The sequence below is a fragment of the Zymobacter palmae genome, assembly GCF_003610015.1.
In the GTDB taxonomy this organism is placed as follows: Bacteria; Pseudomonadota; Gammaproteobacteria; order Pseudomonadales; family Halomonadaceae; genus Zymobacter; species Zymobacter palmae.
In genome coordinates this window covers 776,456-789,018 of record NZ_AP018933.1, presented here as the reverse complement: position 1 = coordinate 789,018, position 12,563 = coordinate 776,456, and the positions used below count along the sequence as shown (strand labels likewise).

The window sequence follows — 12,563 nt, the reverse complement described above, 5'->3', positions numbered from 1 at the left end:
CGTGACAGGGCCGGAAAGGCGGCATGCCCTTCCGACCACAGGAATCATCATTTGGCGGCGTTATACGCCTGTGTGACTTCGCCGGTCAGATCCAGTGCGTCGTCGGCATAGATGACACCGGTACGGTCAACGAGGACTTTCACACCGTGACGCTGAACGACCTGCTTGATGGCAGCGTCAAGACGCGGACGCGCGGAACGCAGGAACTGATCTTCTTGGGTCTGACGCTCTTCTTCGAGCTGAGCGCGAAGTTTCTGGAATTCCGCACCTTTGGTCTGGAACTGCTGCATCTGCTGGTTACGCGCAGAGTCAGACAGGGTGGCACCGTCACGCTGCAAACGCTGCTGCATCTGCTGGAGCTCTTGGCCCATCGTCTGGAGCTGCTGCGGACGGTTACCCAGCTTGTTCTTAAGCTGGTTCATGGACTGTTTGGCCGCGTTGGTATCCAACAGCGCCTGCTGCCAGTCCACAACGGCGATATCCGCTGCCTGAGCAGCAGTTGCCGTTGCCGTACCGATGAACGTGGCCGCAGCCATGCCCAGAGCCAGAGTCAGTTTACGCATTCTTATCTCCTTTTGAAACGTGATCGACACGTGCTGTCACCTTCATACAGCGCGATGAGGCAAGCACGCTCTGGATATGAAGGCCGCATTGCCTGCTGCTGGTGAATATCCATTTCGGTTAGCAAACACTACACAGCAGGCATCGCATGGCATCAGAAAGTCTGGCCCAAAGAGAACTGGAAGACTTGAGTATCGTCGCCAGATTTCTTGTGAAGCGGTTTAGCCAGACTGAATGTCAGCGGTCCCACTGGGGTCAGCCATGACAGTCCGACACCGACAGAGTAGCGAAGTTCGCCCATATCGACACCGGTCTTGCATTCGTTAGTGCGTGCCACGGAACCTGTAGAATAGCAATCCGTGAGGAATGTGTTACCCGCATCCAAGAACAGAGAGGTCTGCAGCTGGCGGCGATCTTCGATGAACGGCAGCGGGAAGATCAGCTCAGCCGAACCTTCGACAAGGATGTTACCGCCCAACGTGTCGTCGTCACCGTCGTTGCGCTTGGTGGTCTTCTGTCCCAGCGTGCTGTTGGTATAGCCACGCACAGAACCCAGACCGCCTGAATAGAAGTTCTCGAAGAACGGGTACTGCTCGGTTTTGCCGTAACCGTTGGCGTAGCCCAAATTGGTGCTGAATTTCAGCGACCATTCCGGCTTAAGTTCGAACAGGGTCTGCGCGCGATAACGCAGTTTGTAGTACTCGGCATCGCTACCCGGGCCGGTACCTTCAAGGGACGCACGCTGATAGTTACCGCTGGTCGGCAAGATGCCGCGGTTCAGGTTGTTGCGCGTCCAGCTCAGGCTCAGCTTATAGTTGTTGTAGTCGCCGCCGTTGTCTTTGATGTACTGGTCGATCTCGGCCGGAGAATCGTTGTAGGCCTTGACCTTCAGGTGTTCACCGCCCAGACCAAAGTTCAAACGTGACAAGTCGCTGATCGGGTAGCCGAAGTTGATTCCGCCCCCGATTGCATCACTCGAATAGGTCGAGACGTCGGAGTCTTCGTAGTTGGTCTTGCGGTAGTAAAGGTCATAGCCGCGAGAGATACCATCCAGCGTCCAGTACGGGTTAGTAAACCCGAAGCGCAGGTTGGTGTAGTACTTGCTCTTCTGGGCGCCAACATCTACGCGGTTACCCGTACCGAGGAAGTTGCTCTGCGAGAGCGACGCCCCATAGATGATCCCTTCCGACTGTGCGAAACCGACGCTGGCCGAAATGCTACCGGACGGCTGTTCGGTGACGCTGTAATTTACGTCGAGCTGGTCGGGTTCACCGGGAACGGGCTGTGTCTGTACATCCACTTGACTGAAGAAGCCAAGACGCTGCAAGCGTTCACGCGACAGGCGAATGTTGTCTGACGATGCCGGCGCACCTTCAAGCTGTACCATTTCGCGGCGCAGCACTTCATCGGCCGTCGTGGTGTTACCTCGGAAGGCGACACGGCGCACGTAGGCGCGCTGGCCCGGATCGACGTTAAAGGTAATGTCAACGCGGTCATCCGAAGGATGCACGGTAGGCACGGCATCCACCTTAGCGAAGGTGTAACCGGCATTGCCCAGCGCCAAGCGCATGGCTTCCGTTGATTTCTGCAGTTCGGCCTGATTGAAGACCTGACCGCTTGAGACGGTCAGTAGCTTGCGCGCTTCCTCTTCGCTCATACCCAGTTTGCCGGCGAAGCCGATGTTGCCCAGCGTATAGCGCTGACCTTCATCGACATTGACCGTGATATAGATATCGGCTTTGTCGGGACTGATCGACACCTGCGTGGAGGTGACGTTGAAGTTGACGTAACCACGGTCCAGATAGAACGAACGCAGGCGGTCAAGATCGGCCGTCATAGCATCGCGCGAGTAGCGGTCACTCGAAAACATCCCGAAGAACCAACCGGGCTTGTCGGCCAGCTCGAACTGTTTGCGCAGTGTGTCATCGCTGAACGCGTGGTTGCCCACGATATTGATCTGACGAATACGGGCGCTCGCCCCTTCGTTGATGTCGATGTTGACTTGGACACGGTTGTCCGGCAGCGACTTCAGCGAGGTACGGATGGTAGCGTTGTAACGCCCTTGGGACTGGTACAGACGCTCCAGCTCGCGCTGCACTTCGTTCAGCGTGGAACGCTGCAGCACCTGCCCTTCACTGACTCCGGACTGCGTCAGCCCTTTCTTGAGGTCTTCGGTGGACAGCTGGCGGTTCCCCTTGATTTCAAGGCGCGCAACGACCGGGCGCTCAGCCACTCGCACGACCAGCACGTTGCCGTCGCGCACGAAATTCACGTCGTCGAACAGGCCAGTGCGGAACAGCGCTTGCCCGGCCTGTGACAGCTGAGCATCGTCAAGACGCTGATGTGATGAAAACGGCAGCGCGTTCAGCACCGTTCCCGTGGATACGCGTTTCAGACCTTCGACGCGGATGTTCGCTACATCGAAGGGTGCTGCAGAAGCCATCTGCGCACTGCCGAGCAGCCAGGCTGCGGCCAAACCAAGGGTCTTCTTCTTCATGCCGTCCATGCCGTCAATATTCGCTTTCACAAGGTCGCTACCGAGAGTTGCCGTGTCGTCCCTGCAACCTTGTCACGTAGCGTGCACCTTATACATAACCTGACCTACCTGACAAGGTTCGTCAGCGTGCGAACCAGGTCGAAGTAGAATGCCATTAACATTAGCCCACCAACCACGATAAGCCCTACCACACGCCCTCCAAGCTGCATGCGCATGGAGAGCGGCCGTCCCTTGATCGCTTCTGCCAGCAGATAAACCAGCTGCCCACCATCCAGCATCGGGATAGGCAGCAGGTTAAAGATGCCGAGGCTGACCGAAAGATAGGCCATGAAGTCGAGGAACGTTTCCAGACCGCTACGCGCCGAAGCGCCCGCCACCTGGGCAATCATCACCGGGCCACCAAGGCTTCGCGGCGACGCGGCTCCGGACACCAGCTGCCATACGCCTTTCGCAGTCAGCACTGTCATGTCCCATGTACGCCCTACCCCACGCATGATTGCTTCATGCACAGGATAGCGCTGCTGATACAGATGTGTCGCGGGCCATGCCACGTTCTGCGGCTGGATACCGATGACTGCATCGCGACCATTACCGAGCGTCTGTGGCTGCACCACTACCGTACGCGGAGTTTCGCCCGGTGACCACTGTACGCTAAGACGCATCGCGCGATGTTCGGTATTGCTGCGTACGTGCGTCAGCACCTCTTCCCATGAGACGACCGGCTGATCGTCGATCGCCACGATGCGAACACCTTCCGACAGTCCCGCAATGGCGGCGGGCGTATTGGGTACCACCTTACCGATCACGGGTGGCAGCGTTGGCTGCCAAGGCACAATTCCTGTTCGCTGCCACAGGGAGAGCGCCTCGGAACTCGCTGCCAGTTCAGGCATGCGGTGCTGAACACCATCCGTCGTTTCGATCGTGATCGGCGCCTTTAACGTACGAGATTCCAGCACCTCTTTCACTCGCGACCACGTTGGAGTTGCTTCACCATTGATCCGCTGGATCTGCTGGTCAGCCTGTAGCCCGCCACGTGCCGCCCAGCTACTGTCACCAACATCGCCGATGACCGGGGTAATGTCCGTTGCACCGCGCATAAACATCACCGCGCAGACGGCGATAGCCAGCACGAAGTTAGCTGCTGGCCCAGCGGCCATGATAATGGCACGTTTCCAACAGGGCTGAGCGCCCATGGTTGTGCCGTGTGGCACCTCTCCTTCGTCCAGCTCATCGGGATCGTTCAGCAGACGGACATAACCGCCCAGCGGCAGCAGCGAGAGCATGAAGCGCGTACCCTTGCGCCCTCGCACGCTCACCAGCGGTTTGCCAAAGCCAAACGAAAAGGCGAGAACATGGACACCGCACCAGCGTGCCGCCAAAAAATGGCCAAACTCATGGAATGTGACCAGCCCGCCCAGTACGACGATGGCAGCCAATATGTTTTCAACGATATTCATGCGCGTTTCCGTTGCAGAGCATGGCGGCGAGCGCGGCGAGTACCCCCCGCCAGCATCAGACCCGTCTCAGTGCCAGTCGTTCACTCATCACACCACCGAGCGACGATTTTCGCAGCATAATCACGGGCCAACGCATCCTGCGCAAAGATAGTCTCCAGCGTATCAGCGGCCACGACCGGCAACGCCGCCATAACCTCGTCAATCAGCTTCGGAATAGCCGTAAAGCGAATCTGACCGTTTAGGAAAGCATCCACGGCCACTTCATTCGCTGCATTGAGCACGACCGGTGCCGTTCCACCCGCGTTCATAGCACGCCGCGCTAACCCCAGACAGGGAAACGCCTCTTCATCCGGCGGGCGGAACTCAAACTGCGCCATGCTGAACACGTCCAGCGGCGCAACGCCAGAGTCGATGCGCTCGGGCCACGCCAATGCATGTGCAATCGGCGTACGCATATCGGGATTGCCCAGCTGAGCTAGCACCGAACCGTCGCGATAGGCCACCATCGAGTGCACAATGCTCTGCGGGTGTACCACAACGTGGATATCGTCAGGCGTCAGATCAAACAGCCAGCAGGCTTCGATAATTTCCAGCCCCTTGTTCATCATGGTGGCGGAATCAACCGAAATCTTACGCCCCATCGACCAGTTGGGATGGGCACACGCCTGCTCCGGGGTCACGTCGTGCAGTTGATCACGCGACCAGCCTCGGAAAGGCCCCCCGGAAGCGGTCAGCAGCAAGCGTATCACGCCGGCCTGTGCAAGATCGGTATGCAAGGCCGTCGATGATGAAGGCGCTGGCAAGCACTGGAAGATCGCATTGTGTTCGGAGTCCACCGGCAGCACGCGCGCACCGCTCTGCCGTGCCGCGTCGGTAAACAACGGCCCCGCCATCACCAGCGACTCCTTGTTGGCGAGCAGAATCTGGTGCCCAGCTCTTACTGCCGCCAACGTAGGCGCCAATCCCGCGCCGCCCATGATCGCCGCAACCACGACATCGACATCAGCAGCCGATGCCACATCGCATAGTGCCTGCTCACCGTACAGCACCTGCGTTTCACAGCCCGCATCCTGCAAGGCAGCACTCAGCCAGCGGGCATCGTGCTCATGGGCGATGACTGCAGTATCAGGATGATGCTGAAGACACTGTGCCAACAGTTTGTCGCGCGAAACGTGCGCCGTCAGGGCAGCCACACGGTAACGTTCGGGATGACGCGCAATGACGTCCAGCGTACTGGTGCCAATGGAACCGGTCGCACCCAGCACTACAATCCTTTTCTGCATTGACGGATTCACACGTCGTCCTTGTAGTGAAAAGAAAGGCGTTCTCTTATGAGCATAGAAGCTAGAACAGGCACTTGCGACCATTACGTCACAGGTGCCTGCATAAGATCAATGAACGAGGAAAGGCAGGAACAGCGCAAAGACAGGAATAGCCGCCAGAAGGCTATCGATACGATCCAGCATGCCACCATGCCCCGGCAGCAACTGGCTTGAATCCTTCAGACCGCGGTAGCGCTTGAGCATACTTTCGAACAAATCGCCTACAACGGACGTCAGCGTTACCAGCCAAGTTACGCCGAGTAGCACTATCGCCTGACGCAGATCAAACCCTTGAATGGCATCCATCAGGAACGACAGCACAGCGGTACCTGCCAGCGCACCATAGACGCCCGCCCACGATTTGCCCGGGCTGACGCGTGGTGCCAGCTTACGTTTGCCGAACGCCTTGCCCGCAAAATACGCACTGATATCGGCACCCCAGATGATGAACAGCACGTACAGCAGCCACCATGCAAACCCGGAGGATCCGGTCGCGATCTCACGCAGCTGTTGCAGCCCCATCCAGCTGGGCAGCATGATCAACCCACCCAGCACCAGACGCACGACGCGCGAGTGCCACATCCGCCCCGTTGCGGGATAGGTCAGCACCCAGCCGCAGCAGACGATCCACGTCGCCAGCGCGACCCACATCGGCCAGTTCTGATGCACGATATCGGTCAGACAGGTGGAGATCATGCCCGCCCCGATCGCCAGTGTATACACGAAGCGACCACCCGGGCTTTCGAGGCCGGAGAGGTTGGCCCACTCCCAAGCACCCAGCAGGATGACGAAGCCAACGAACATGGCAAACGGCAATCCCGTCAACGTGAACAACAGCACGAGTGACAGCGGGCCAATGGCCAGCGCTGTCAGAAAACGTTGCTTAAGCACCCTTCACCTCTATCTGCTCGCCCGTCATGCCGAAGCGACGGGAGCGGTTTGCAAAGGCATCGAGCGCGTCATCGAAAGCCGCCGCATCAAAATCAGGCCAGTAGCACGGCGTAAAATACAGCTCGGCATAGGCCATCTGCCATAGGAGGAAGTTACTGATGCGCTGCTCACCGCTGGTACGAATACACAGATCGACATCCGGCAGACCACCCAAACAAACTTCCTGACCCAGCAGTGTTTCGTCGATATCAGCCGAGGCCAGCTCACCCTTCTCGACCTGCTCGGCCAGACGACGTGCGGCCTGTGCGATATCCCAGCGCCCACCGTAGTTGGCCGCCACGACCAGATGAAGGCCGGTATTGTCGCGCGTACGCGTTTCCGCCTTGGCGATCAGCTTCTGCAACACCGAGGAAAACCGACTTCGATCACCGATAATCGACAGACGGATATTATGACGCGCCAGCTTGCCGACCTCCCGCTGGAGCGCCAGCATGAACAGCTCCATCAGTGCGCCCACTTCTTTGGCTGGCCGCTTCCAGTTCTCACTGGAAAAGGCAAACAGTGTCAGCACTTCGACACCGCGCTCGGCAGCACGACGGATCGTAGCCCGCACGGCATCGACGCCGGCGTGGTGCCCACGGATGCCGGACATGCCTTTTGCCTTCGCCCAGCGGTTATTGCCGTCCATAATGACGGCGACATGGCGCGCAGGCGTGGACGTAGGCTCGGTCTTCGTGGAATCCGTCATTGACTCAGACCTGCATCAGGTCGTGTTCTTTCAGTTCGAGCAGCTTATCGATTTCAGCGATATGCGCATCGGTCAGCTTCTGGATCGCGTCTTCGCCCTGGCGAGCATCGTCTTCGCTGATCTCTTTTTCTTTCAGCAGTGATTTGATGTCGTTGTTGGCATCGCGACGTACGTTACGAACGGCAACACGGCCCGTTTCGGCTTCCGCACGTGCCTGACGCGTATAGTTGCGGCGCGTTTCTTCGGTCAGCGGCGGCATCGGTACACGAATGACGGTACCGGCAGTCGACGGATTCAGGCCGAGGTCAGAGGTCATGATCGCTTTCTCGACCTTCTGGACCATCGGTTTTTCCCACGGCACGACGGCCAGCGTGCGTGCATCTTCAACGTTGATGTTGGCGACTTGGCTCAACGGTACTTCACTGCCGTAGTAGTCAACGCGAACGGCGTCGAGGATACTCGGGTGCGCACGACCGGTACGGATCTTGTTGAAGGCGGATTTCAGCGCTTCAACGCTCTTGTTCATGCGTGTTTCAGCGTCTTTACGAATTTCATTGATCATGGGCGTTACCTCTGCCTGAAAATAAGCTGACCGCCATGAAGAAACGGTCAGCAGTATACGAAACGATATGCAGGGACTAATGATACAGGAAGTCGCCGACTCTCAGGAGAGCGACACGCAAGGAATTCACCTCGCATCACTCTTTCCTGAGCGCAACGCGGTGCATCTTATTCGATGACCGTACCTTCCTTACCGCCCGTGACTAGATTCAGCAGTGCACCCGGCTTGGTCATGTCGAAGACGCGTACCGGCATGTTGTGATCACGAACCAAGCAGATGGCCGTCAGGTCCATAACACCCAGCTTCTGATCAAGCACGGCGTCGTAAGACAGGCTGTCGTATTTGACGGCATCGGCGTGCTTGACCGGGTCCTTGTCGTAAACGCCATCGACCTTGGTGGCCTTGATGACGACATCCGCGTCGATTTCAATACCGCGCAGACAGGCCGCAGAGTCCGTTGTGAAGAACGGGTTACCGGTACCTGCAGAGAAAATCACGACGTCGCTGGCCGTCAGATAGCGGATAGCCGTACGGCGGTCGTAGTGCTCGACGACGCCGCTCATCGGAATGGCTGACATGACACGTGAACGGATACCCGCACGCTCAAGTGCATCGCGCATCGCCAGGCCGTTCATGACGGTGGCCAGCATCCCCATGTGATCGCCGGTCACGCGATCCATGCCCGCTTCGTGCAGAGCCGCCCCACGGAACAGATTGCCCCCGCCGATAACGAGACCTACCTGCACACCGATACCGATCAGTTGGCCAACTTCTTGGGCCATGCGATCCAGCACTTTGGGGTCGATCCCAAAGTCGTGCTCTCCCATTAGGGCTTCGCCCGAGAGCTTGAGCAGAATCCGCTTGTATTTGACACTTCGATCATGAACGACGGGCATGGCAGCGCTCCTTACAGGCATGCGAAAGCAGCACGCGACTTATGGGCATGCTGGACGCAACTATACAGATACAAATTGGCGTGCGAACAACGCACGCCAGAGAGAAACGGGAATCCTGCCGATGCATCCATGATGATCGGCTGGTGGCAGTGGCGAGAAAGCCGCTGCGGATGGTGACCCGGAAACTCCGGGCCACCATTGGAAGGTGACGACAGCATAATCGTCATGCAAGCACTCGCTTACTTATTGAGGCCAGCCTGTTCCATGACTTCCTTAGCGAAGTCAACTTCTTCCTTCTCGATGCCTTCGCCGACTTCGAAACGTACGAAGCTGACGACTTCACCGCCCGCGCTCTTGGCGTATTCGGCAACGCTGACGTTCGGATCTTTAACGAACGGCTGGTTAACCAGGCTATTTTCAGCCAGGTATTTTTTCAGGCGACCCTGAACCATTTTTTCAGCGATTTCGGTCGGCTTGCCGGCCATGTCAGGCTGCGCCAGGATGATGGATTTTTCATGATCCAGCTGTTCCTGCGGCATATCTTCCGGACGAGCAACGGCCGGGTTGATAGCGGCAACGTGCATAGCGATGTCGCGAGCGACGTCTGCATTGCCACCTTTCAGGACGACAACGGCACCGATGCGATCGCCGTGCACGTAACCACCGACAACACCTTCCGGTGCTTCGACGATCGCGATGCGACGAACGCTGATGTTTTCACCGATTTTCTGAACCAGCTGGTTACGAGCGTCTTCCAGCTCGCCTTCCATCAGGGCAGCAACGTCTTCAGAGCGCGCTTCGAAAGCTTTGGCCGCAACGTTCTGTGCGAAAGCTTTGAAGTTTTCGTCGCGAGCAACGAAGTCGGTTTCAGAGTTGATTTCCAGCATGGCAGCAAAGGAAGCATCGTCGGCAGCGCGGATAACGATAGCGCCTTCGGCAGCGATGCGGCCTGCTTTCTTGGCAGATTTCAGACCTGCATTCTTGCGCAGATCGTCGATTGCCTGTTCGATATCACCGTTGGCTTCCTGCAGTGCTTTTTTGCACTCCATCATGCCCAGACCAGTGCGTTCACGCAGTTCTTTGACCATAGCAGCGCTGATAGCGGCCATACTAATTCTCCATTCTTTAGACGTTTCTTCGAACGTGGGTGATGTACGCCCCCATCCAAAGAAGGCAGCACACAGGCCAAATGATACCTGTGAGCGTCGTATTCCTGAACCTTAGACGATCCTGCATGCCTATGGCGAACACCGGGCCAAAAAAATGGGGCCCGCACGCCATGATATGGCGCATGGTACGCCTGCCGACGCGTCGGTGAACAGCAGCAGGGTTCTCAGGTGGATATGAAAAAGGGGGCCGAGGCCCCCCTTTCGCCTTTTGTCATCGCACTCGGGGCGCGCGGACAACCAGGCGTCAGCGGCTGACCTTATTCGGCAGCTGCTGCATCTTCTGCTTCTGCAACTTCGACGAACTCGTCCGGACGACCTTCTTTCGCTTTGGCACATGCATCAGCAATGGCTTCAACGTAGATCTGGATAGCGCGGATGGAGTCATCGTTACCCGGGATGACGTAGTCGACACCGTCCGGGTTGGCGTTACTATCAACGATACCGATAACCGGGATACCCAGTTTGTTGGCTTCGTTGATGGCGATGCGTTCGTGGTCAACGTCGATCACGAACAGTGCATCAGGCAGACCGCCCATTTCCTTGATACCACCGATGGAGCGCTCGAGTTTCTGCTGCTCACGGGTGGCCATCAGGACTTCCTTCTTGGTCAGCTTGTCGAACGTGCCATCCTGATGCATGGCTTCGAGTTCGCGCAGACGTTTGATGGACTGACGGATGGTTTTGTAGTTCGTCAGCATACCGCCCAACCAGCGGTGGTTGACGAACGGCTGACCTACACGGGTAGCCTGTTCGGCGATGACCTTGCTCGCAGCACGTTTAGTACCAACGAACAGGATCTTGTTGTTGCTCGCAGCCATCTTCTCAACAACCGCAGTCGCTTCGTTCAGCGCCGGCAGTGTTTTTTCGAGGTTGATGATGTGGATCTTGTTACGAGCGCCGAAGATGTATTTGCTCATCTTCGGGTTCCAGTATTTGGTCTGGTGGCCGAAGTGGGCACCCGCTTTGAGCAGGTCACGCATTGAAACTGCCATGGAATTTCTCCTTGAATCGGGTTGAGCCTCCACGCATCCCATGGATCCGACCCAGCGCAGCCTGCGACAGGCACCCGGGACCATGTGACGATACGTGTGTGGGGTCAGTGATAGCGCAGTGAACACTGCCTATCTGTAGTGGGACACTACAGAGTATAGAGGGTTCACCGAAGAATCGTTCAGATCCGTCATTAAGCGCGGCGTTTTATATCATACCCGATGGAAATTTAGAAGCTGCGCATTCGCCCCATGCGTCCACATCACCCCTGTGCACATGTCCAATAAGGCGATATCCTTTCTCCCAACATCAAGAGCAAGGCGGTACACGCGACCTTCGTTCTGACACCTCTTGCCTGGAAAATCCGTGTACGCACAGGGATCTTCCGGGCATCACCCTTTGGAGATTGCACTACTCATGTCTACCGACATTCCTCGCTACGGCGCCGAAGAGATCGAAAAACTACGCATCGCTGGCCGCATGGCCGCCAGCGTTCTGGAAATGATCGAACCGCACGTCAAGGCGGGAGTCTCTACCGGCGAACTGGATCAGCTCTGCCAGCGCTATATTGAAGATGAACTGAAAGCGGTTCCGGCCTGCCTGGGCTACCACGGCTTCCCGAACGTCAGCTGCATCTCGCTGAACCACGTGGTATGCCACGGCATTCCCAGCTTCAGCAAAAAACTGAAGAAAGGCGACATCCTTAACATCGACATCACCGTCATCAAAGATGGCTACTACGGCGATACTAGCCGCATGTACTACGTCGGCGAGAACATCCAAGGTGAACGCCTCAGCCGCGTGGCTCAGGAATGCCTGTACAAGTCGATCGAGATCATGAAACCGGGCGTACGTCTGTCTGATATCGGTAAAGTGATCCAGCAGCACGCGGAAGGTAACGGCTATAGCGTCGTCCGCGACTACTGCGGTCACGGCATCGGCACCGAGTTCCATACCGACCCGCAAGTGCTGCACTACGACGGCTATGACGAGCACACTGATCTGGTACTCGAAGAAGGCATGTGCCTGACCGTCGAGCCGATGATCAATGTGGGCGGCTATGCCACCAAGGTGCTCAAAGATGGCTGGACGGCAGTGACTCGCGACAAGAGCCTGTCAGCACAGTGGGAACATACGCTGATCATGACCAAGGATGGCGTACTGGTGACCACTGCTCGCAAGGATGAAGACTTCTCCGGCATGCCAAACGTCACCGTGTAAGCCTGTCTGCACGCGTTACCGAGGCACCTGTTCATCAGCGTGCCTCGGCCACGCCACACAGTTGATCCTTCATTTCTCTTGCCCTATTTCCTCACCGAACGCCCCATCAGGTCGCACACAACGCCCTAACGTCCAGAACACCTGATATAAGCAGGGTACCAACGGATTGTAGTTTCTTGATTCTTGTTGTTTTTTATCGTTCATCTGCCTCAAGACATATCGGATCACACCCTTCATTAATACGGCGTA

The 12,563-nt window shown here is 57.2% G+C and carries 11 protein-coding genes; 1 reads left to right on the top strand and 10 read right to left on the bottom strand.

Annotation, left to right across the window (positions count from 1 at the left end):
- Positions 1–47: 47 nt before the first annotated feature.
- From ZBT109_RS03525 to rpsB, 10 genes are all read right to left on the bottom strand, one after another.
- Positions 48–563, bottom strand: a complete 516-nt coding sequence (locus ZBT109_RS03525; RefSeq protein WP_027705275.1) for an OmpH family outer membrane protein — start codon at positions 561–563, stop codon at positions 48–50.
- Positions 564–715: 152 nt separating this feature from the next.
- Positions 716–3,058: an outer membrane protein assembly factor BamA gene (gene bamA, locus ZBT109_RS03520; protein ID WP_027705276.1), complete on the bottom strand. Its 2,343-nt coding sequence runs from the start codon at positions 3,056–3,058 to the stop codon at positions 716–718.
- A 104-nt stretch (positions 3,059–3,162) separates the two neighbouring features.
- Complete coding sequence (rseP, locus tag ZBT109_RS03515) at positions 3,163–4,515, bottom strand: RIP metalloprotease RseP (protein ID WP_027705277.1); 1,353 nt, start codon at positions 4,513–4,515, stop codon at positions 3,163–3,165.
- Between the two features lie 80 nt (positions 4,516–4,595).
- Entirely contained in the window at positions 4,596–5,798 is a 1,203-nt protein-coding gene (gene ispC / locus ZBT109_RS03510; protein WP_038278343.1) for a 1-deoxy-D-xylulose-5-phosphate reductoisomerase, read from the bottom strand.
- A 108-nt stretch (positions 5,799–5,906) separates the two neighbouring features.
- On the bottom strand, positions 5,907–6,728 hold the full coding sequence (locus ZBT109_RS03505) for a phosphatidate cytidylyltransferase (protein ID WP_027705279.1): 822 nt from the start codon (positions 6,726–6,728) through the stop codon (positions 5,907–5,909).
- Positions 6,721–7,476, bottom strand: a complete 756-nt coding sequence (gene uppS, locus ZBT109_RS03500) for a polyprenyl diphosphate synthase (protein WP_027705280.1) — start codon at positions 7,474–7,476, stop codon at positions 6,721–6,723. The genes ZBT109_RS03505 and uppS overlap by 8 nt, the downstream gene beginning before the upstream one ends.
- 4 nt (positions 7,477–7,480) lie before the next feature.
- Positions 7,481–8,038: a ribosome recycling factor gene (frr, locus tag ZBT109_RS03495; protein ID WP_027705281.1), complete on the bottom strand. Its 558-nt coding sequence runs from the start codon at positions 8,036–8,038 to the stop codon at positions 7,481–7,483.
- Positions 8,039–8,205: 167 nt separating this feature from the next.
- Positions 8,206–8,934, bottom strand: a complete 729-nt coding sequence (gene pyrH, locus ZBT109_RS03490; protein WP_027705282.1) for a UMP kinase — start codon at positions 8,932–8,934, stop codon at positions 8,206–8,208.
- A 239-nt stretch (positions 8,935–9,173) separates the two neighbouring features.
- Positions 9,174–10,043 carry a translation elongation factor Ts gene (tsf, locus tag ZBT109_RS03485; RefSeq protein ID WP_027705283.1) on the bottom strand — a complete coding sequence of 290 codons (870 nt, stop codon included), beginning with the start codon at positions 10,041–10,043 and terminating at the stop codon, positions 9,174–9,176.
- A gap of 317 nt (positions 10,044–10,360) precedes the next feature.
- A complete protein-coding gene (gene rpsB, locus ZBT109_RS03480) occupies positions 10,361–11,095 on the bottom strand; it encodes a 30S ribosomal protein S2 (RefSeq protein ID WP_027705284.1) in 735 nt (244 codons plus the stop codon).
- A 415-nt stretch (positions 11,096–11,510) separates the two neighbouring features.
- Here rpsB and map point away from each other — a divergent pair, with 415 nt between their 5' ends.
- On the top strand, positions 11,511–12,314 hold the full coding sequence (gene map, locus ZBT109_RS03475; RefSeq protein ID WP_027705285.1) for a type I methionyl aminopeptidase: 804 nt from the start codon (positions 11,511–11,513) through the stop codon (positions 12,312–12,314).
- Positions 12,315–12,563 lie beyond the last annotated feature (249 nt).

What these genes read in the sequence shown, in the direction of transcription:
- pyrH (WP_027705282.1), bottom strand. Translation starts at nt 8,934, where the DNA reads ATGCCCGTCGTTCATGATCGAAGTGTCAAATACAAGCGGATTCTGCTC.
- ispC (WP_038278343.1), bottom strand. Translation starts at nt 5,798, where the DNA reads ATGCAGAAAAGGATTGTAGTGCTGGGTGCGACCGGTTCCATTGGCACC.
- frr (WP_027705281.1), bottom strand. Translation starts at nt 8,038, where the DNA reads ATGATCAATGAAATTCGTAAAGACGCTGAAACACGCATGAACAAGAGC.
- map (WP_027705285.1), top strand. Translation starts at nt 11,511, where the DNA reads ATGTCTACCGACATTCCTCGCTACGGCGCCGAAGAGATCGAAAAACTA.
- rpsB (WP_027705284.1), bottom strand. Translation starts at nt 11,095, where the DNA reads ATGGCAGTTTCAATGCGTGACCTGCTCAAAGCGGGTGCCCACTTCGGC.
- uppS (WP_027705280.1), bottom strand. Translation starts at nt 7,476, where the DNA reads ATGACGGATTCCACGAAGACCGAGCCTACGTCCACGCCTGCGCGCCAT.
- tsf (WP_027705283.1), bottom strand. Translation starts at nt 10,043, where the DNA reads ATGGCCGCTATCAGCGCTGCTATGGTCAAAGAACTGCGTGAACGCACT.
- bamA (WP_027705276.1), bottom strand. Translation starts at nt 3,058, where the DNA reads ATGAAGAAGAAGACCCTTGGTTTGGCCGCAGCCTGGCTGCTCGGCAGT.
- rseP (WP_027705277.1), bottom strand. Translation starts at nt 4,515, where the DNA reads ATGAATATCGTTGAAAACATATTGGCTGCCATCGTCGTACTGGGCGGG.
- ZBT109_RS03525 (WP_027705275.1), bottom strand. Translation starts at nt 563, where the DNA reads ATGCGTAAACTGACTCTGGCTCTGGGCATGGCTGCGGCCACGTTCATC.